The sequence below is a fragment of the Bizionia hallyeonensis genome (assembly GCF_042657385.1).
Classification (GTDB): domain Bacteria; phylum Bacteroidota; class Bacteroidia; order Flavobacteriales; family Flavobacteriaceae; genus Algorimicrobium; species Algorimicrobium hallyeonense.
In genome coordinates, this window is the sequence record NZ_JBHSLA010000001.1 from 203,181 (window position 1) to 223,705 (window position 20,525).

Consider the following 20,525-nt stretch of genomic DNA (forward strand, 5'->3'; position numbering starts at 1 on the left):
CCACGGTATATCGTGATTTATTACAATTTTTTAATCCCTAACTTTTTCATTCTATCTCGTAACGTACTTGGCTTCATTTTAAGTAATTCAGCTGCGCCTTCGGCACCTTCAATTTTCCCATTTGTTGCTTTTAATATTTTCTTTATGTGAATTCTTTGAACATCATCGAGAGACAGACTTGTAGAAGAAATTAAGGCCTCCTTTTCGGACGACTTGAAATCGGGTATAATTAGTTTCTCATTATTAGATAAAATTATAGCTCTTTCCACCAAATTTTCCAACTCCCTAATATTTCCAGGCCAGGAATACGATTGCATATTACGTTTGGTTTCTTCAGATATAAATTTGACACTTTTATTATAAAGTTTACTATACTTATTTACAAAATGCTCCAATAGTATTGGAATATCCTCAATGCGTTCACGTAAAGGCGGAATAGTAATTGGAAACACGTTTATCCTGAAGTATAAATCTTCACGAAAATTTTTATCTTTTACCTCCTGCTTTAAATCTCTATTCGTAGCGGTAATAATCCTAATATCTACCTTTTCTGTTTTAGTACTTCCTATTTGTTCTACCTCCGACTCCTGAATAGCTCGTAGTAATTTTGGTTGCATATCCATAGGCAATTCGCCTATTTCATCTAAAAACAAAGTACCACCATCTGCTAATTGAAACTTCCCCAGTTTATCATTAATAGCACCTGTAAACGATCCTTTTTTATGACCAAACAACTCACTCTCAATAAGTTCTTTAGGAATAGCCGCACAATTAACTTTAATCAAGGGCTTGTTTTTTCTATCACTAATATTATGGATTGCTCTTGCCAACAGCTCCTTACCAGTTCCTGATTCCCCTAAAAGCAATACGGTTGCTTTAGTGGTTGCCACACGTTCAACATCCGTTAGCACTTTGCTAAACGAATTACTGCCATATACCATTTCTTCATAATTGAAAACTAAATCAATTTCCTCCCGCAAATAGATGTTTTCCTGCTCTAGTTTTTTTTGTAGGTTTTTTAACTCTAAATTTAATCCCACTAGTTTTTGATTGGACTTAATGAGTTCTATTTCAGCTGTATTTCTTTTATCACATTCAACTGCTAATGAAATAATATTGGCTATTGACGTTGCAAATTCCTCGTCTTCAATAGTCCATTCTTCTTTTGAACCAATTTGCTCAAAACATAAAACACCATAATACGCTTGGTGGCCTTGAATCAGCACATCTAAAGTAGCAGTAATATTTAATGGCTTTAAGTATCTTTCCGCAAACTCTTCTGTTTGTTCACTATGAATAGCATCATCAACCCGCAGCGTCTTATGTTTAAACAAATATTGGAAGTATTTTGGATAGTCATGCGCTTTGAATTCTGCTTGCTTAAAGTAATCGTGTTCCTTTAGGTTATAAGCACTTTGGCAAGCAATGATGTTATTTTCATCTTCAAACTGCCAAATACTAACGCGCTCAATACGCATGGTTTTAGCAGTTAGCCTAGTTATTTCCTTAAAAACATAGCTTAAATCACCACCAACTAATCCTGCTAATTTTAAAATAACGTCCTTTTTTTGTACAGATTTTTGGGACATGGCCTCTAATTCCTTTTGATAACGTAACCGATCTGTAATATCCGTTATAATTTGTAAAAGGAACACTTCATTATGTATATAAATTTTTTTAAAGGTGATGGTTGCATATTTAGGTGTTCCAGAACTCACGTTCAATTTTATTTCATCAATGGTTATGCAATCGTCTTTATTAGCTTGTATCTTTTTTATAAAACTTGAATCAAATATATCATGAATTTTAAGCTTGCTTGGCGTTTTATTTAAAACATCTGCTTTTTTAAATCCTGTATAATTCTCCCAAGCCACATTAACATCTACGAACTGAAATGTTTTCAAGCTAAAAAGTGATTTTGCTATAGGGCTATTATTAAAAAACCAATTAAAGCAGATATCATTTGCCGTAAATTCTCCAAAACTAACAGGCATTGAATTGGGTTCGAAAACACCAAAAAAATATGCTTTTTCAGTTTCTGGATTCTTTAAACGCACAAAATTACACATAACGTTTTTCCGATTACCTTCAGACATAAGGAGATTAACAACCCCATTCCAATGCGCTTCCTTTTTAATACTATCCCAAAAACCCATTCTAACGTCATCGCTAAACAATGAAGGCTGTAGTAAATTTATATTTTTGAATAGAAGTTCGTTTTCTTGGTAGCCCAAAAATTTACATAAGGGTTGACTTACTTGCAGAAATTCACCTTCCCTATTTAAAAAGCATAGCAATGTCTTGTCATGAAATAATTGGGCGAGTTCATTCTGACTTAATCTACTGGAGTTTTTTTTCATGTAGGCATCCATACTATTTTAACAGTACATTTGTGATATTATTAAAATATTTTGCTATTACTTGAGAATACCTTTATGAAATTACAAAATTTAATAGAGTTTATAAAATATAAAGCAAAAGAATTCTTTAAAAATTCTGTAGACACTTGCTATTGAAGATGATATAAATGTTTGTATAAAAATTAAGCATATTAAAATTACAAACCACCCTAAAACAAAAAAGCATCCCAATCTTCTGTAAAGAAAAAAGGAAAGCTTTCCATCGGTATTCCCAACAACACTGGGAACATCCTACATTTACCTCAACATTACTGCCGAGATAAAACAACACAACTAAATTTTTAACTACCTAGGCAGTTTTATTGCAAAAAAAAGCTTCAATTTCTTGAAGCTTTTGCAATATTAGCGGTCTGGACGGGACTCGAACCCGCGACCTTCGCCGTGACAGGGCGACATTCTAACCAACTGAACTACCAGACCGTTGCTTTATTGCATGCTTAACGGTTTTTTACTTGCGTAATAACCTCTCAAGCGGGTGCAAATATAAACAGCTTTTTCAATATGTCAAATGTTTTTTCAATAAATTTTAAAGTTTTTTTATTTATAAAAACTTTTGCCGCGCTATCATATAGGTTGTCAATATGTTATTGAAATCTTTATTAATGTCCGCTTCCACATATGCAATACGATATTGCTGACATTTTAAGCGAATATCCTTAAAATAGTCTTTAATAGCCGTTTCATAGTTCTCTTTAATACGATCCGCGTATAAATTAACATGATCGCCCGTTTCTACATCTATAAAACGCTTGGGCGCATTGTCAAAATCAAATTGCAGTTCCTTTTCCTTATCAAACACATGAAACAGGACTACTTCATGCTTATTGTGTTTTAAATGCCGTAAAGCGTCAAATAATTGCGCATCATCGGTTTCTGTTTGGAACATATCTGTAAAAAAGAAAATCAATGAACGTCTATGAATCTTTTCTGCTATTTGATGCAAATAGGTAAAGGTTTCCGTTTTTCTACTCTCAGGCTTCTTTACCACCATGGCATTGAGTTGGTGCAACAACATTTGATGATGGCGCTCACTTCCTTTTTCAGGTGCGTAAAAATCGTAATTATCACTATAAATGCTCAAGCCAACGGCATCGCGTTGCTTTTTTAAGATATGCATTAAACTAGCCGAAGCCAATGCCGAAAACGCTATTTTATTCAAGGCGTCTATACCGTATTCCTTCAACTCTGGATAATGCATAGAGCTACTATTATCCACAATTAAATGACAGCGTAAATTAGTTTCATCGTCATAGCGCTTGGTAAAAAGCTTGTCCGTTTTAGCAAACAACTTCCAATCAATATGACGCGTACTTTCACCTTGATTATATATTTTATGCTCGGCAAATTCTGCCGAAAATCCATGAAACGGACTTTTATGCATACCGGCAACAAATCCTTCTACCACCTGTTTGGCCAGTAATTCTAGGTTTTTAAAACCGCCTGCTTTATTTAATTCGTTTTGTAAATCCATAAACCCAATTGTCGCTTTAACGACAGCTTCCCAAAAGGAAGATTTAAAAAATCATTTAGAATTTGGGTTATACACCCAAAAATTATCTGGAAACGCCCAAACTACGTTAGCCCTAAACTAAAAAAGGTTTGCCATAACAGCAAACCTTTTCTATTTTATCTTTTAGTCTCGAATCTAGCCTTTATTCTCTAGCTTCTACATACGTCTATAAAAGCGCGTCAATAGCCTCCGTGTAAGCACTTTTTTGTGCAACACCAACCTGACGACCTACTACTTCACCGTTTTGAAAAACCAATACCGTAGGAATGTTACGCACACCGTATTTGGCAGCAAATTCCTGATTGGCGTCAACATCTACCTTACCAACAACGGCTTTACCTTCGTATTCCTTGCCAATTTCGTCAATGATTGGTCCAACCATACGACATGGTCCACACCAAGCTGCCCAAAAATCAACCATTACAGGTTTGTCACTCTTTAATACTGTTTCCTCAAACGTTGCATCTGTAATTTCTAATGCCATAATATTTAAATTTAATATGTTATACTTCAATTTTAACCGCCTGTAAACAGACATCTATGCAATATTAGTCAAAAATTCTGCCAAAGCTTACAACCTGACAATTTGTTTTGTTTATGGCTACATTACTTCCAGTTATACTAACTATTTGGGTGTCCCCCTTTTCCGTTGTCACTACAAAGCGTCAGGCTTTCGTACGTCGCTTCCCGATGAAAAAATCGGGAGAGCTCCAGCAAGTACTCTATCCTTTACACGGAAACCGAACCTTGAAAGTACATGGTTCATGGTTCAAAAAATCTAACATTTAGCTATAAAAACAATTCCTTGGCGAAATAATTTACAAGATTGAGACATCTGTTAAATTTTGAACTCAATCTGTTTTCTTTCTTCTTGATTCTTTTTCTTTACACTATTCTCGTCTCTTTTTCTTTACTCTTTATTCTTTTCGAAATCCTCAATAATTTAAAGCAAGTCTTTTAAAGCTCTTCGACTGCGTGCCGTGTGACACATTAATTCAACTTATAAAACACATCATTACGCTCCAATTCTAATAACAACTCTTGCGAAATTTGCACCTTTTGTTTTCTACTCGGCATGTTTAATTTTATCTGCTCTTCATTGTCGTAAACAATAAAATTTAAGGCATGATCACCAACATGACTGCGTAATAAATTCTGTAATTGACTTATTTTCGACTCTTCTAAATCGGTTATATTTAATTGGATGGAAAGTTTCTTGGCATAGGTGTCCATCACATCGTGCAACAACTGAAAACTATTAAATTGAATCCGTGGCTCTCCACGTACGCCTGTATCTTTTTTAATCCAACCTTCCCGAATAAAAATCTTAACATGTACAAAAGAGTTCTTCAGCAAAAAGTGCCTGAACTTTAAATATTCTTCGCCAAAAATTCGGAATTCAAAACTATTGGTATAATCATCAACGGTAAACATAGCCCAACCTTTTCCTTGCTTACTCACCCGATGTTGCACATCGGTTACCACACAACCAAAAGTCAATTCGCGATTTACATAAGGTTCTATATTTTCTAATAAGGCTAATTCCGCATTACAGAATGTTTTCATTTCAATTTTAAAATCATCCAACGGATGGCCCGAAATATAAATACCAACTACCTCTTTTTCTTGGGCTAATTTTTCCATGGTTCCCCATTCCTCACAAGGTGGCACTTCTGGTTCTGCTATTTGCACATCGCTAGCTTCGCCAAACAGACTTACTTGTGCAGAGTTTTCATTTTCTTGATGTTTGGCGCCATATTTAATCGCTTTTTCTAAAAAGGTAATACCATCACCATCATCATGGAAATATTGCGCACGATGCGTGTCTGTAAACCCATCAAAACCTCCGGCAAGTGCTAAATTTTCAAAAGCCCGTTTATTGGCTGCTCGTAAATCTATACGTTTGGCAAAATCGAAAATTGATTTAAACGGACCATCTTTTTTACGGTTTTCTACAATGGTCATTACGGCTCCATGACCCACACCTTTTATGGCTCCCATACCAAAACGAACGGCATAATCTTGGTTTACGGAAAATTTATAATAGCTCTCATTAATATCAGGCCCTAAAACAGCCAGTTTCATGCGCTTGCATTCTTCCATAAAAAACGATACTTGCTTAATATCATTCATGTTATTGGATAATACAGCTGCCATATATTCAGCTGGATAATGCGCCTTTAAATAAGCGGTTTGATAAGCAATCCATGCGTAACATGTGGAATGCGACTTGTTAAAGGCATAACTTGCAAAGGCTTCCCAATCCTTCCAAATTTTCTCTAATTTTTTAGCATCGTGCCCATTAGCTTCGGCTTGGGCAATAAATTTCGGTTTCATTTTATCCAAAACCGCAATTTGCTTTTTACCCATGGCCTTACGCAAAACATCGGCTTCACCCTTGGTAAAATTTGCTAGTTTTTGTGACAATAACATTACCTGCTCTTGGTAAACTGTAATTCCATAGGTTTCTTTTAAGTACTCCTCCATAGCTGGTAAATCGTACTCAATATCTTCTTTACCATGTTTACGTTTTGTAAAACTTGGTATGTATTCCATAGGACCTGGTCTGTACAAGGCATTCATGGCAATTAAATCCTCAAAAACTGTCGGTTTTAATTCCTTTAAATGTTTTTGCATGCCAGGCGATTCATATTGGAAAACACCTACCGTTTCGCCACGTTGAAATAACTCATACGTTTTTTCATCATCCAAAGGAAACGTATCTGGATCCAAATCAATATCATGTTTGGCTTTAACAATTTTAACGGTATCCTTAATTAAAGTTAGCGTTTTTAAACCCAAGAAATCCATTTTTAATAATCCAGCGTCTTCAACAACCGAGTTATCAAATTGGGTGACATATAAATCGGAATCTTTAGCCGTGGACACGGGAACGAATTTGGTAATATCATCTGGTGTAATAATAACACCACAGGCATGAATTCCGGTATTTCTTACCGAACCTTCTAATATTCGCGCAAGATTAACGGTTTCAGCCTGTAAGTCCGAACCTTCAGAAATATTTAAAAGCTCGTTCACTTTTTCTAAATCTTCGGCACGGAATTTACTGCTTAATTCCTTTTCACTCATGCCAAAAATCTTACTCAACTTGGACATGGTAGGAATTAATTTTGAAATCCTATCGGCATCAAATAGTGGCAAATCCAATACACGTGCAGTATCACGAATAGAGGATTTGGCTGCCATGGTGCCGTAGGTAATAATTTGCGCTACCTGACTGCTACCATACTTATCAATAACATAATCCATAACACGACTTCTACCTTCATCATCAAAATCAATATCGATATCCGGCATACTTACACGATCTGGATTTAAGAAACGCTCAAAAAGTAAGTCGTACTTCAACGGATCAATATTGGTAATCCATAAACAATAGGCAACCACCGAACCTGCTGCCGATCCACGACCTGGCCCAACGGAGACATCCATATTTCTAGCTTCGCGAATAAAATCTTCCACAATTAAGAAATACCCTGGATACCCCGTGTTTTGAATAACGCTTAATTCGAAATCCAAACGCTCCGTTACTTCTTCCGAAAGCGCTTCCCCATAGCGTTTTTTAGCACCTTGATATGTTAAATGACGTAAAAATGCATTTTCTCCACGCTTGCCGTTATCTGTTAAATCGGCAGCATCTTTAAACTCCTCTGGAATATCAAAAGCAGGTAATAATACATCACGTGCTAATTCAAAAGCTTCCACTTTATCAACGACTTCCTGAATATTACTGATGGCCTCGGGAACATCTTTAAAGAGTTCCTTCATAGCTTCGGACGACTTAAAATAATACTCCTGATTAGGCATTCCGTAACGGTAACCACGTCCGCGGCCTATTGGCGTAGCTTGCTTTTCTCCATCTTTTACACAGAGTAGAATATCGTGTGCATTAGCATCTTCTTTTTTGGCGTAATAGGTATTATTGGAAGCGACGAGTTTGATATCATGTTTTCTGGAAAATTCAATCAGAACAGGGTTCACACGATTTTCATCCTCCTGATTATGACGCATAATTTCAATATATAAATCGTCTCCAAATTCTTGTTTCCACCACAAAAGTGCTTCTTCGGCTTGGTTTTCACCGATATTTAAAACTTTACTTGGCACTTCACCATATAAGTTTCCGGTAAGGACAATTAAATCTTCTTTGTATTGTTGAATGAGCTTTTTATCAATTCGGGGTAAATAGTAAAAACCATCAACAAAAGCATGAGATGATAACTTGGCTAAATTATGATAGCCTTTTTTATTTTTGGCAAGTAATACAATTTGATAACCGTTATCTTTTCTAGATTTATCGGTATGATTTTCACACACAAAAAATTCGCAACCTAAAATGGGTTTTATTTCTTGGAAATTTGCGGGTTCACCTAGCGCTTCAGCTTCTTTATTTTTTGCTTGGATGTTTTTGTTGTGATTGCTAACCGCTTTTACAAAATGAAAAGCTCCCATCATGTTTGCATGATCCGTTAGCGCAACCGCTGGCATATTATGCTCCGCTGCAGCCGCTACTAATTTTGGGATACTAATGGTTGATTGTAAAATTGAAAACTGCGAATGATTATGCAAATGCACAAAATCAACAGCTTTTAACTCCGAAATATTTTCTTTTATTTCTTGAGCCGATAAACCATCATCTTGGGTTTTTAAAATCTGCTCTCGAATCTTGGCACTGGCTTGTTTTAAATTGATGTGTTTTAAACCAATCAGTTTAATTTCTTGCGGATTCGCTTTGGAAAATTTTTCAAAATAATCCGGTTGAACATCTAACTGCTCCTTGGTGTATTCTTCACGTCTAATTAATTCTAAAAAACAGCGGGTAGTTGCTTCCACATCGGCTGTGGCATTGTGCGCTTCCGCAAATGGTTTATTAAATAAATATTGATGTAACTCTGTTAATGTTGGTAATTTAAATTTTCCGTAACGTCCTCCTGGCAACTGACACAAACTTGCTGTATGTTCCGTGCAGGTATCTAGAACTGGCAATTCCTGAAGGTTGTTTTCTAGATTCCCCCGAACAAATTCGGCTCCCATAATATTAAGATCGAATTTTACGTTCTGTCCAACTACAAATTTTGTTTTGTTTAAGGCGGCATTAAACTTCTCTAGAACAGCCTGCAAAGGTAATCCTTGTTCTTGCGCTAATTCGGTTGAAATTCCGTGAATTTTTTCAGCATCATAAGGAATATTGAAACCATCTGGTTTTATTAAATAATCCTGATGATCAATACAGTTTCCCATATCGTCATGTAACTGCCAAGCAATTTGAATACATCTTGGCCAATTATCGGTATCGGAAATTGGTGCATCCCAACGTTTTGGTAAACCTGTTGTTTCTGTATCAAAAATTAAGTACATCTATTCTTTGTTGTTAAATTGCCTGCCTGCCGTGTGGAAGGTTTATGGTTTGTAGATAAGCTGAACTAAAACCAGTTCAAAACACCTAAAAAAATTATGACTTTGTTGGAAAAAATGAGACCATAAAATTACGTAGAATTAATGCTTTTTTAAAATGAAGTTATAAACAATTTTGTGTTGAAATTTATAACCTGTAGATATTATAAAAACGAAGTGCACTTACGGTTAATTGGAAATATTTCGCCTATTTGAACTCCAAAACACATCAATATTCATTAAATACTGACTTCAACCTAAACAAAAAGCGCAACCGTTTCCAATTGCGCTTTCCGAATCAATTACAATTTACATTTAATTAATAATTAAGTTGTAGTTGATTACTTATAATTATGATTTCGATTAGGATACTAATTCTTCATGAACTTTTTCCGTGTTTATGGCACTTTGAATCGCATTTTTATGCTTGATTAACAAGGAGTCTATGCTTGGTGGCAAGGTTCGGTCTTTCAGAATCTCTTTATATTCTTCTAAACTTGCTTTTTCACCACGAATAGCCTCTTCTAAAATGGCTTCCGCATCATTGGTTGTAAACGTTGATTTCAAGGACATCCAATTTCTGTGCATGGTACCTTTAAAACTTCCTGAATCTTCTGGAATTTCTCCATATTGAAGGATTTCCGTTCGAAGTTCTTTAGCAAATTGGCTACGCTCGGTAGCTCTACGCTTGAAAAACATTTTTATCTCGGGGTTATCCACGTTGTTCATGGCGTTAATGTACCCCTTTTCGGCATCATAATTTTTTACTAATAATTCGTTTAATTTGTTTGAAATTTCTTCTGTGAACTTCATCATAATATCGCTTTCATTTAAATTTCAATAGGTTTTTTAAAGATGCGTATTGTTTCACATCTATTTTAATATAAGGAATATAAGGGCTGAAGTCAAGTATATAGCCAAAAACCTTTAAAACATTGGCTCTTTTTAACAAAAAACGCGACTAAATAGCCGCGTTTGTTAATTTTTTTATGAGAATCACCTTACATATCATCTAAATAGTCTGGAATAGTATCGCCATCTGTGTCATCATTGGTTACATCGCCATCACCGTTGGCGTCTTCATTTATGGTAAGAATCCCGTCTCCGTCATCATCGTTATCTAAATAATTTGGAATAGTATCACCATCCGTATCATCATCTCTTACATCGCCATTTCCATTAACATCCTCAAGAATGGTGTTTAAAGAATCACCATCGTCATCATTATCTAGGAAATTTGGAATCATATCACCATCGGTATCATCATCTCGCAAATCGCCATTATCATTAACATCTTCATTCATGGTTAACAGGGAGTCGCCATCGTCATCATCATCCAAATAATTAGGAAGCGCATCACCATCTGTATTATCATTTGTTAGATCTCCATCACCATTTTCATCCTCATTTACAGACAGAATACCATCACCATCGTCATCATTACAAATTAAGGTATCTATTTCTGCTTGTATTAAACCGTCCGCATCTATACAGGCATTTTGCTGATTGATTAAGGCTTGCTTATAGGCATTACAATTTGCTGAATAATCATCTGAAGTGGTTGGTGTATTTACATATAATTCTTTAGCAATTGCAGATTGTGCAATCTCATCATCACAAGACATGATACTAGTGCCAGATCCTATTGGAAGCGGCAAATCGAAAAATACCCCTTCACTAAAATTTACCGTTTTTAAGCCAGAACTGGAATAGGCATTAAAATAAAACTCACCTGACACGGTATTATTTGCTGCATCATAACGTGAAATAGTAATTAACCCATCGGGAGGATACACACTAAAATCTGGATCCGGCTCATTATTTGTAGAATAGGCAACATCTTCTAAATCTATGAACTCGGCATGGCTTGAATTACCAACGCCAAGCTGATAATTTCCAATAGCCAAGTCTGCAACATTTAGGGTAATGGATTCAAAATTATCACCACCAGTAATAACGAGTTTTCCGGCATTATTAAAGCTAGCGTTGTAAAACAAGGCCTTCCAACGCTCACCATCTTTTTTACCTTGTAACGCCGGTGTATTAAATTCAATTTCATCACCACAGCTAAAAACCGTTATAAATGCTAGGGCTAAAACAAATAATTTTTTCATGATTTTATGTTTATTGTACTAAAATGAGAACTCAAAAATAGAATAAAAATTATAAGAAATAGAATTTTACATAACTATTTAAATTTCAAAAAAATATAGTATATTTGCACCCTTATTAATAATCGAGGTCGCGAACCTCACTAATTAATTTTTATGTCAGTTAAAATTAGATTACAAAGACACGGTAAAAAAGGAAAACCTTATTACTGGATCGTAGCAGCAGATGCACGAGCAAAAAGAGATGGTAAATACCTAGAGAAATTAGGTTTTTATAATCCAAACACCAACCCAGCAACTATTGAATTAAACATTGATGGTGCCGTTACATGGTTACAGAATGGTGCACAACCAACTGAAACTGCTAAAGGTATTTTATCTTACAAAGGTGCTATGTTGAAAAATCACCTTGCAGGTGGTGTTAGAAAAGGCGCTTTAACAGAAGAGCAAGCTGAAGCTAAATTTACGGCTTGGTTAGAAGAAAAAGCTAGTAAGGTAGAAGCTAAATCGCAAGGTTTAACTGCTGCTCAAGCTGAAGCAAAAGCAAAAGCATTAGAGGCTGAAAAAGCAACTAATGAAGCGCGTATTGCTGCCAACACACCAGTAGTAGAACAGGTTGCTGAAGAAGCAACTGAAGATGCGCCTGTTGCTGAAGCAGATGCTTCAAAAGAAGAAGAATAAAAAACAAAATTTTTTATACTTTTGAACCCAGACTTTATAAGTCTGGGTTTTTTATTACATCCATTTTATTAGAGTTTTGTGAGACTACCTCCCGACAACCATCGGAATCCAAGGGCAACACCATAAATATGAAAAAAGAAGATTGTTTTTATTTAGGAAAAATAGTATCGAAATATAGTTTTAAAGGTGAACTACTTATAAAATTAGATACGGATGAACCTGATTTATATGAAAATCTAGACGCGATGTTTGTGGATTTACGTAATAATTTGGTGCCCTTTTTTATTGAATCTTCCCAACTCCATAAATCTGATTTACTGCGCGTGCGTTTTGAGGATGTGGACTCAGAAGCCGATGCCGACTCCCTCATAAAATGCGATATTTATTTACCATTAGATCTATTACCAAAATTAGAAGGCGATAAATTTTACTACCATGAAATCATTGGATTTCAAGTAAGAGATGTAAATTTTGGAACCGTTGGAATTGTAACATCTGTAAATGACACAACTGCACAAGCACTTTTTGAAATTGATAAAGATGGTACTGAAATTTTAATTCCTATGAATGATGCTTTTATTGTAAAGGTAGATAAAGCTAATAAAGAAATTATATTAGATACGCCAGAAGGTTTAATTGATTTGTATTTAGATTAAATATCCAATCGTTCTAAATTAAAGCTAAAAATACAACCACCATCTTTTGGCGATGTTACTTTTATATTGCCACCTAAACCCTCAACAAGCTTCTTTACAGTAGCCAAACCAATCCCGGTACCTTTATTTTTGTATTTATCCACACCATAAACTGAAAATAAATCGAAAACAGCTATTTCCTCGCCTAATGGAATACCAGGTCCGTTATCTTTAACCTCAAACATATAATCCGTGTCATTTTTTGAAAAAGAAACATCTATCCGTGTCTGCTGCTTATCATTATACTTAACAGCATTGGAAATTAAATTTATTAATATTTGTGATAAAGCAGATTTATTTACAGTAATATCCCCAATATTTTTCGTGTAATTAAATACAATCTCTTCAGTATCTATTTGACAAAGGTTTTTTATATGCTTCATAAACGCCTCAAAATTTAATTGTTCTGAACCACTCCTTCCTAATTCAGAATAACTATAAAACATTAATAAACCATCAATATAATCTCTTAATGAGCTTGAAGAATCCTTTAGCAACTGCAAATACTCAAGAGATTCCGGAGAGGCGTACTTTTCAAAATCGGACTCCACCAAATCGATTAAAGAGGTCATATTTGCCAAGGGCGACTTTAAATCATGACTAACAACATTAGCAAATTTCTTAAGGTTTTCATTCCGTAACAGCAACTCTTCCTTCAGTTTTTCTAATTTTAAATTCACTAACTGCTGTTCAAACAAACGCATGACCTGACTAGCCAAAACCTTTAAGGTCATTATTTGTTTTTCATTTAGTGTTTTAGGCTCTGTATCAAAAACACAAAGGGTTCCTAATCTATAACCTTCTTGATTGACTAAAGGAACACCCGCATAAAAAACGGCATTTTGATTTATAACTAAAGTATTATCTTTAAACCGAATATCCTTGCGCGCATCTTCTATGATTGTAATTGGATGGTCAGAAATAATTGCATGACCACAAAATGAAATATCTCTAGGCGATTCCGTAAGTGGAAAGCCATGAGCAGATTTGAAAAAATTTCGATCGTTATCTAATAGTGTAATTAAAGAAATAGGTGCATCCGTTATAAACGATGCTAAAGCTGTAATTTCATCATAACTTGCTTCAGGTAGCGTATCTAATAAATTATACTGCTCTACAGCACGTTGTCTTTGCTTTTCATTATCTGGGAAAGTTGGGGCTATCATAAGTAAATATATTCAAGGGTAAATTTACAGCATTAAAATCTGCTTATTTTCCCAATTAAGAATATTTTAGCAAATGAAACTATAATTCATTCTTATGTCCAATTTTAAATTTAAAGAGTTCACCATAAACCAAGACCGTTGCGCCATGAAAATCGGTACGGATGCGGTGTTACTGGGCGCTTGGACTTCTATTAAACACCATCCGTTCTCTATTCTAGATATTGGAGCAGGAACAGGTGTGTTAGCATTAATGCTAGCGCAAAGGAGTGCCGCAGAAGTTATAGATGCACTTGAAATTGATGATAACGCTTATGAGCAATGTGTAGATAATTTTGAACACTCTGTATGGGCAGACAGACTCTTTTGTTACCACGCTTCTCTAGAGGAATTTGTTGAAGAAATTGACGATCAATATGACCTCATCATTTCTAATCCGCCTTTCTATTCCGAAGATTTTAAAACAGATAACCATCAGCGTGATACAGCCAGATTTCAAGATGCCATGCCATTTAATCATCTTTTAGCTAGTGTTGCCAAGTTACTTTCAGCAGCAGGTGTGTTTTCTGTTATTATTCCTTTTCAAGAGGAAGCTAGTTTTATTAGTTTGGCGGCAACTTTTCAATTATTTCCAAACCGGTTAACACGGGTTCAAGGAAATCCCGACGCCGAAATTAAACGCAGTTTAATTAGTTTTACACGGACAGAAGTACCGATAGAAAAAACCAATATTATCATTGAAACCGGAAGACATCAGTACACAGATGCTTATGTAACACTTACTAAAGATTTTTATCTGAAAATGTAAATTTTGGATATTTTGCCATGTTTGCCAATTTTTACCGTAGTTTTATGGAGTTAAACACTATAATTCCTTCCAATTTTGAGCACACCTAAAATAGAAATTTCAGCATTAAATCAAATAAAGACACTTTTACTATTTGGTGGCACTTTGACCTTGTTGTATTTTGGACAAAGTCTAATTATGCCCTTATTAGTGGCTGCTATCATTGCTATTTTACTTGATATTCCAGTAAAAAAATTTAAAAGCTGGGGGTTACCAAATTGGTTGGCTATAACGATAGCCATTTTACTAATGCTTGCCGTATTTTCATTACTCTTTTGGCTTATAAGCTCTCAAATAAATAATATGGCTGAAGATTGGCCAACTATGAAGGAAAAAGCCACAGAAAAACTGAATGTTTTCTCACAATGGACCAATGAGCAATTAAATTGGAATTATAAAGATTATATAGATAACAATAAAAAATTGGTTCAAAAAGCTGAAGGCTTGGCTAGTGCATTCCTATCATCCTTAATGAGTTTACTCTCCCAATCTCTTATAATTTTTGTTTATATCATTCTGTTTCTAATGCAAAAGAAGCAATTTATAAGGTTTTTCAAAAAGCTATCTTCTAATGATAAAGCTATGAGTTCCCTTTTAGTGAATTCAGCAAAAATCACAAAAAACTATTTTGTTGGAAAGGGTAAAATTATGTTATTCCTTTTCGGCATCTACTATATTGGGTTTCTAATAGGATCTGTTCCTTACGCTTTATTTTTAGCGCTTTTTGCCGCATTATTTTCCATTGTACCTTATGTTGGAAATGTAATTGGTGGTGGTGTTGCGGTTATTCTTTCCTATTTATATGCAGGATCCACACCAGCACTTATAGTTATTGGTGTGGTTTCAGCAGCGCAATTAATTGAAAATTACGTGCTGACACCTTGGGTTATAGGAGACGAAATTAATTTAAATCCTTTTATAACCATATTTGGAATTATTTTATTCTCAACCCTTTGGGGTGTTGTTGGTGCCGTAATTTCTTTGCCTTTAATTGCTGTATTGAAAGTTGTTTTTGACCACACCAAAGGCATGGAGCCCTATGCCTATTTATTGAAGAAAGAAAAATGATTTTTTCTAGTTTTATATTGCATTGGAATAGGAGATAAATACACCCATTTTTAACGCTGAAAAAAAGATTATTAAATTGTTGACTGAAAACGTTTTCATTATCTTTGCTAGACATTTATAACAAAACAATTAATATGAAGCCAGATTTATTTGAAGCTCCTGATTATTATAACTTGGATGAGCTTTTAACAGAAGAACATAAATTAGTACGTGATGCTGCTAGAGAATGGGTGAAGCGCGATGTATCTCCAATTATTGAAGAAGCTGCACAAAATGCAGAATTTCCTAAATCTATTATTGGAGGACTAGCAGAGATTGGTGCTTTTGGCCCGTATATTCCAGAAGAATATGGTGGCGCAGGATTGGATCAAATATCTTATGGCTTAATCATGCAGGAAATTGAACGTGGTGATTCTGGGGTTAGAAGTACAGCTTCGGTTCAATCGTCTTTAGTTATGTACCCAATTTGGAAATATGGTAATGAGGCACAACGCAACAAATATTTACCAAAATTAGCATCTGGTGAATGGATTGGTTCTTTTGGATTAACGGAACCTGATCATGGATCTAATCCTGGCGGCATGACAACAAACTTTAAGGATATGGGTGACCACTATCTTTTAAATGGTGCAAAAATGTGGATTTCCAACGCACCATTTTGTCAAATAGCTGTGGTTTGGGCTAAAAATGAAGAAGGCCGTATTCACGGATTAATTGTAGAACGCGGTATGGAAGGTTTTACAACACCTGAAACCCATAATAAATGGTCGCTTCGTGCCTCTGCAACTGGTGAACTTATTTTTGATAATGTAAAAATTCCTAAAGAGAACCTTTTACCAAACAAATCTGGATTAGGTGCTCCACTTGGCTGTCTAGACTCTGCACGTTTTGGTATTGCTTGGGGAGCTATTGGAGCAGCTATGGATTGTTATGATACCGCTTTACGTTACAGTAAAGAACGTATTCAATTTGGCAAACCCATTGGACAATTTCAATTGCAACAAAAAAAATTAGCAGAAATGATTACCGAAATCACCAAAGCACAATTATTAGCTTGGAGACTTGGTGTTATGCGTGAAAACGGAACCGCAACATCTGCACAAATATCTATGGCAAAACGTAATAATGTGGAGATGGCCATTAATATTGCACGTGAAGCACGCCAAATGTTAGGAGGCATGGGAATTACGGGTGAATATTCTATTATGCGCCATTCCATGAACCTTGAAAGTGTTATTACTTATGAAGGCACGCATGACATTCATTTACTCATTACAGGAATGGATGTTACAGGATTAAATGCTTTTAAATAATTTAATATTGCGCTGCCTGAATGTTAATCGGGCGTGATTAATATTTAAAATTTCAAGAAAATGCTTCTCATAGTTGGGAAGCATTTTTTATGCATTTTTGTTTACATTTACATTATGATATCCAGCAAAAAACGTTTAGATAGAGCTTTACATGAGGCAAAAATCATCAAGTTTGATAATCGTTCTAAATTTGTACTATTTAGTGATTGTCACAGAGGCGACAATAGTTTTGCCGACGATTTCGCCAACAATCAAAACGCCTATTTCCATGCCTTAAAACACTATTATGCTGAAGGGTTCACATATATTGAACTAGGTGATGGTGATGAACTTTGGGAACACAGAACCTTCAAAACCATTTTTGAAGCGCATAAGCATGTATATTTATTGCTCAAGGAATTCTACAAAAACAACCGATTGCATCTACTATATGGAAATCATGACATGGTTTACAAAGACCCTAATTATGTTAAAAAGCATTTATCCACTTATTTTGAACCCATAACCGGAAAGGCGGAACCTTTATTTCCTGATATTCAAATTAATGAAGCTATTGTTTTAAAGCATGAAGAAACGCAGCAAGAACTTTTTTTAACCCACGGCCATCAAGCTGATTGGTGGAATTATACGTTTTGGAAATGGAGCCGATTTTTGGTTCGTGTTCTATGGAAACCCTTAAATGTGATGGGAATATCAAACCCCACAAGTCCTGCAAAAAACCGTTTGGAATTGATGCGAATTGAACGACTTATAAAAAACTGGATTACACAAAATAACAATCTGATTACCATTGTTGGGCATACCCACAGACCTCGATTTCCAGAACCAAAGGACATTGCTTTTTTTAATGATGGTTCTTGTGTTTTCCCTAGAAGTATTACTGGTATTGAAATTGAAAATGGCGAAATAGCGCTAATAAAATGGCAAATTGCAACAACTGATGATGGCACATTACGAGTTGTACGTGTGCTACTAGAAGGACCACGAAAATTAACAGATTACCAAGCTAAATAGTATAGGTTAACTTATCAATAGGAGCATGAACTGCCGATTGCTTAATGGCTTCAATTTTACGCTCCATTAATGATTTATTTAAAAACAACTCACTAATGCCAATTGTTTCGTCCGTTTTAATTTTTCTAAATTTAAAATAGGGACTGCCATATTTCGATTTTAAACGGGAAAATGCACGATCATTTTTCGAATTATGTTTAACAGTTTGAATTTTCTTAATGCAATTTGCTTTAGAAGAAAAGCCTGCACTTATAAAAACGATATGTTTGGAATCTGATTTTAATAAAAAGTGGTAAAGTCCTTTCTTATCTACAAATATTTTAAATAATGCCATAAATGACTTTTAAAGGATTAGTATTTCGGAAATATAGAATACAAAAAATGTCAATAAGGCACAAACAATGATACAGAAAATTGGTGTTAAATCTATTCTTCTGGCGCTAATTCTACTTTTAACCCTTCCATTTCCGGTGTCATTTGGATTTGACAGCCTAAACGCGAATTATCTTTTACATTAAATGCTTCAGACAACATGGCTTCTTCATCATCTTGCTTTTCCGGTAATGGTGTATCACTTAAAACATAACATTGACAACTAGCACACATAGCCATACCGCCACAAATACCTATAGTTCCTTCTGGAGCTAGCTCATAACTACGAACAACTTCCATGAGATTCATAGCCATATCTGTAGGTGCTTCAATAGAATGAGAAACCCCATCACGGTCTATAATTGTTATATTAATATCTTGTTCCATCTTAAGTATTTTTTTTTGACAATCTAAAGGAAGTAATATTAATCGAAGGCTTTAACTACAGCCTTTGGCGCTTCTTTTCTACTACCATCAAAACCATCTACGCCAGCTACGGTTGTATACTTTAGCACATAGCGTTTTCCTGGATTTATAATTTTATAAGCTGATTGACACATAAGTGTTGCCTCATGGAAACCACATAAAATTAGTTTTAATTTACCTGGATATGTGTTAACATCTCCAATGGCAAAAATTCCGGGAATATTAGTTTGATAATCCAAGCAATTATCTACTTTAATGGCATTTTTTTCAATTTCTAATCCCCAATCGGCAATAGGACCCAATTTAGGAGATAGCCCGAAAAGCGGAATAAAATGGTCGCACTCGATTTCATATTCTGTTTCAATTTGGGTGGGTTGTGACACCACCACAGCTTGAAGTTTATTATGCCCAACCAGACCAATGACTTCAGCAGGTGTAATCAGATTTATTTTTCCTTGATTTTTTAGTTCTTGAACTTTTTCAACAGAATCCAAATGGCCACGGAATTCATTTCTACGGTGAATAAGGGTTACCTCGCTTGCTATATTGCTTAAAAATATACTCCAGTCCAATGCCGAATCGCCACCTCCCGCAATTACCACTTTTTTATCACGATAAATTTCAGGATCTTTAATCATGTATTCCACACCTTTATCTTCAAAATGTGCCAGATTATCAATTAACGGTTTTCGTGGTTCAAAACTACCCAAACCACCAGCAATAGCAACAACAGGTGCTTGATGCTGTGTTCCTTTGTTGGTCGTTACAATAAAACTGCCATCTTCTTGTTTTTCTATGGTTTCGGCTCGTTCACCCAATGTAAATCCTGGTTCAAATTGTTTGCATTGCTCCAAGAGTTTAAGTGTTAAATCGCCTGCCAAAATTTCTGGGTAAGCGGGAATATCATAAATGGGTTTTTTAGGATATAGTTCGGTACATTGCCCACCTGCTTGTGGTAATGCATCAATAAGATGACATTTTAACTTTAATAATCCAGCTTCAAAAACGGTAAATAATCCGGTTGGCCCAGCGCCAATAATAAGTATATCTGTTTTGATCATAGTCTTACCCAATTCCCTGGGAAATTCTTTTTATTCAACTTTAATTTCGGATACAAATTTCTAATAAATATATGCTACATAGTATGATATTTATCAGGTTGCCTAACCGATTGCGTAATTTGTTTGCGCTTTTAAACGAGTGCGCGTAGTAAAAGCCTGACCAACTCCTAAACGGCAGTGATCATTTAAGCTTCAACATTTATAACCTCTTGTATTTGTGGTGCATACTTTTTAATTGTCATTTCTACACCTGACTTTAAGGTCATTTGGTTTACGCTACAACCTACACAAGCACCTTGCAATTGCACCTTAACAAGTTTATCATCTTCAATAGATAACAACGAAATATCGCCTCCATCACTTTGTAAAAACGGACGGATTTCATCCAGTGCCTTTTCAATGTTTAATCGTAGTTCTTCTGTGGTCATA

The 20,525-nt window shown here is 35.2% G+C and carries 17 protein-coding genes and 1 tRNA gene; 6 read left to right on the forward strand and 12 right to left on the reverse strand.

Features of this window, described 5'->3' with window-relative positions:
- Positions 1-20: 20 nt before the first annotated feature.
- The 7 genes from ACFPH8_RS00980 to ACFPH8_RS01010 form a co-directional block, all read right to left on the reverse strand.
- A complete protein-coding gene (locus ACFPH8_RS00980; RefSeq protein WP_376858103.1) occupies positions 21-2,360 on the reverse strand; it encodes a sigma 54-interacting transcriptional regulator in 2,340 nt (779 codons plus the stop codon).
- 406 nt (positions 2,361-2,766) lie between these two features.
- A tRNA-Asp gene (locus ACFPH8_RS00985) sits at positions 2,767-2,840 on the reverse strand.
- A gap of 121 nt (positions 2,841-2,961) precedes the next feature.
- The gene (locus ACFPH8_RS00990) at positions 2,962-3,891 is read right to left on the reverse strand and encodes a DUF58 domain-containing protein (RefSeq protein WP_376858104.1); all 930 of its coding nucleotides are present in this window, start codon (positions 3,889-3,891) and stop codon (positions 2,962-2,964) included.
- A 205-nt stretch (positions 3,892-4,096) separates the two neighbouring features.
- Positions 4,097-4,414 carry a thioredoxin gene (gene trxA / locus ACFPH8_RS00995; protein ID WP_066250841.1) on the reverse strand — a complete coding sequence of 106 codons (318 nt, stop codon included), beginning with the start codon at positions 4,412-4,414 and terminating at the stop codon, positions 4,097-4,099.
- Between the two features lie 506 nt (positions 4,415-4,920).
- Positions 4,921-9,309 carry a DNA polymerase III subunit alpha gene (gene dnaE / locus ACFPH8_RS01000; protein ID WP_376858105.1) on the reverse strand — a complete coding sequence of 1,463 codons (4,389 nt, stop codon included), beginning with the start codon at positions 9,307-9,309 and terminating at the stop codon, positions 4,921-4,923.
- 399 nt (positions 9,310-9,708) lie between these two features.
- The gene (locus ACFPH8_RS01005) at positions 9,709-10,158 is read right to left on the reverse strand and encodes a ferritin-like domain-containing protein (RefSeq protein ID WP_248400654.1); all 450 of its coding nucleotides are present in this window, start codon (positions 10,156-10,158) and stop codon (positions 9,709-9,711) included.
- A 188-nt stretch (positions 10,159-10,346) separates the two neighbouring features.
- On the reverse strand, positions 10,347-11,459 hold the full coding sequence (locus ACFPH8_RS01010; RefSeq protein ID WP_376858106.1) for a DUF6252 domain-containing protein: 1,113 nt from the start codon (positions 11,457-11,459) through the stop codon (positions 10,347-10,349).
- A 153-nt stretch (positions 11,460-11,612) separates the two neighbouring features.
- On the opposite strand from ACFPH8_RS01010, the gene ACFPH8_RS01015 reads away from it, so the two are divergent.
- Together ACFPH8_RS01015 and rimM are read left to right on the forward strand one after the other, a co-directional pair.
- Positions 11,613-12,137 carry a 30S ribosomal protein S16 gene (locus ACFPH8_RS01015; RefSeq protein ID WP_376858107.1) on the forward strand — a complete coding sequence of 175 codons (525 nt, stop codon included), beginning with the start codon at positions 11,613-11,615 and terminating at the stop codon, positions 12,135-12,137.
- Between the two features lie 128 nt (positions 12,138-12,265).
- Positions 12,266-12,793, forward strand: coding sequence for a ribosome maturation factor RimM (gene rimM, locus ACFPH8_RS01020; protein ID WP_376858108.1), 528 nt, complete (start codon positions 12,266-12,268; stop codon positions 12,791-12,793).
- Here the strand turns inward: rimM and ACFPH8_RS01025 are convergent.
- The gene (locus ACFPH8_RS01025) at positions 12,790-13,998 is read right to left on the reverse strand and encodes a GAF domain-containing sensor histidine kinase (protein ID WP_376858109.1); all 1,209 of its coding nucleotides are present in this window, start codon (positions 13,996-13,998) and stop codon (positions 12,790-12,792) included. The two genes, rimM and ACFPH8_RS01025, sit on opposite strands and share 4 nt — an antisense overlap.
- Positions 13,999-14,092: 94 nt before the next feature.
- Here ACFPH8_RS01025 and ACFPH8_RS01030 point away from each other — a divergent pair, with 94 nt between their 5' ends.
- The 4 genes from ACFPH8_RS01030 (at position 14,093) to ACFPH8_RS01045 (ending at position 18,237) form a co-directional block, all read left to right on the forward strand.
- Positions 14,093-14,803, forward strand: coding sequence for a tRNA1(Val) (adenine(37)-N6)-methyltransferase (locus ACFPH8_RS01030; protein WP_376858110.1), 711 nt, complete (start codon positions 14,093-14,095; stop codon positions 14,801-14,803).
- Positions 14,804-14,878: 75 nt separating this feature from the next.
- Entirely contained in the window at positions 14,879-15,910 is a 1,032-nt protein-coding gene (locus tag ACFPH8_RS01035) for an AI-2E family transporter (protein ID WP_376858111.1), read from the forward strand.
- 134 nt (positions 15,911-16,044) lie between these two features.
- Positions 16,045-17,223, forward strand: a complete 1,179-nt coding sequence (locus tag ACFPH8_RS01040; RefSeq protein ID WP_376858112.1) for an acyl-CoA dehydrogenase family protein — start codon at positions 16,045-16,047, stop codon at positions 17,221-17,223.
- A gap of 114 nt (positions 17,224-17,337) precedes the next feature.
- Positions 17,338-18,237, forward strand: coding sequence for a metallophosphoesterase (locus ACFPH8_RS01045; RefSeq protein ID WP_248396215.1), 900 nt, complete (start codon positions 17,338-17,340; stop codon positions 18,235-18,237).
- Here the strand turns inward: ACFPH8_RS01045 and ACFPH8_RS01050 are convergent.
- The 4 genes from ACFPH8_RS01050 to ACFPH8_RS01065 all read right to left on the reverse strand — a co-directional run bounded on the left by ACFPH8_RS01050 (position 18,230) and on the right by ACFPH8_RS01065 (position 20,524).
- Positions 18,230-18,571, reverse strand: a complete 342-nt coding sequence (locus ACFPH8_RS01050; protein ID WP_376858113.1) for a YegP family protein — start codon at positions 18,569-18,571, stop codon at positions 18,230-18,232. The two genes, ACFPH8_RS01045 and ACFPH8_RS01050, sit on opposite strands and share 8 nt — an antisense overlap.
- Positions 18,572-18,663: 92 nt before the next feature.
- A complete protein-coding gene (locus tag ACFPH8_RS01055; RefSeq protein ID WP_248396225.1) occupies positions 18,664-18,996 on the reverse strand; it encodes a 2Fe-2S iron-sulfur cluster-binding protein in 333 nt (110 codons plus the stop codon).
- 38 nt (positions 18,997-19,034) lie between these two features.
- Positions 19,035-20,096, reverse strand: a complete 1,062-nt coding sequence (locus ACFPH8_RS01060; RefSeq protein ID WP_248396229.1) for an NAD(P)/FAD-dependent oxidoreductase — start codon at positions 20,094-20,096, stop codon at positions 19,035-19,037.
- A 185-nt stretch (positions 20,097-20,281) separates the two neighbouring features.
- On the reverse strand, positions 20,282-20,524 hold the full coding sequence (locus tag ACFPH8_RS01065) for a NifU family protein (protein WP_248396232.1): 243 nt from the start codon (positions 20,522-20,524) through the stop codon (positions 20,282-20,284).
- Position 20,525 lies beyond the last annotated feature (1 nt).

Coding starts and splice junctions, on each gene's coding strand:
- ACFPH8_RS01065 (WP_248396232.1), bottom strand. CDS start 20,524: ATGACCACAGAAGAACTACGATTAAACATTGAAAAGGCACTGGATGAA.
- trxA (WP_066250841.1), bottom strand. CDS start 4,414: ATGGCATTAGAAATTACAGATGCAACGTTTGAGGAAACAGTATTAAAG.
- ACFPH8_RS01045 (WP_248396215.1), top strand. CDS start 17,338: ATGATATCCAGCAAAAAACGTTTAGATAGAGCTTTACATGAGGCAAAA.
- ACFPH8_RS01030 (WP_376858110.1), top strand. CDS start 14,093: ATGTCCAATTTTAAATTTAAAGAGTTCACCATAAACCAAGACCGTTGC.
- ACFPH8_RS01050 (WP_376858113.1), bottom strand. CDS start 18,571: ATGGCATTATTTAAAATATTTGTAGATAAGAAAGGACTTTACCACTTT.
- ACFPH8_RS01005 (WP_248400654.1), bottom strand. CDS start 10,158: ATGAAGTTCACAGAAGAAATTTCAAACAAATTAAACGAATTATTAGTA.
- ACFPH8_RS00980 (WP_376858103.1), bottom strand. CDS start 2,360: ATGAAAAAAAACTCCAGTAGATTAAGTCAGAATGAACTCGCCCAATTA.
- ACFPH8_RS00990 (WP_376858104.1), bottom strand. CDS start 3,891: ATGGATTTACAAAACGAATTAAATAAAGCAGGCGGTTTTAAAAACCTA.
- ACFPH8_RS01010 (WP_376858106.1), bottom strand. CDS start 11,459: ATGAAAAAATTATTTGTTTTAGCCCTAGCATTTATAACGGTTTTTAGC.
- ACFPH8_RS01015 (WP_376858107.1), top strand. CDS start 11,613: ATGTCAGTTAAAATTAGATTACAAAGACACGGTAAAAAAGGAAAACCT.
- dnaE (WP_376858105.1), bottom strand. CDS start 9,309: ATGTACTTAATTTTTGATACAGAAACAACAGGTTTACCAAAACGTTGG.
- ACFPH8_RS01055 (WP_248396225.1), bottom strand. CDS start 18,996: ATGGAACAAGATATTAATATAACAATTATAGACCGTGATGGGGTTTCT.
- ACFPH8_RS01025 (WP_376858109.1), bottom strand. CDS start 13,998: ATGATAGCCCCAACTTTCCCAGATAATGAAAAGCAAAGACAACGTGCT.
- ACFPH8_RS01040 (WP_376858112.1), top strand. CDS start 16,045: ATGAAGCCAGATTTATTTGAAGCTCCTGATTATTATAACTTGGATGAG.
- rimM (WP_376858108.1), top strand. CDS start 12,266: ATGAAAAAAGAAGATTGTTTTTATTTAGGAAAAATAGTATCGAAATAT.
- ACFPH8_RS01060 (WP_248396229.1), bottom strand. CDS start 20,096: ATGATCAAAACAGATATACTTATTATTGGCGCTGGGCCAACCGGATTA.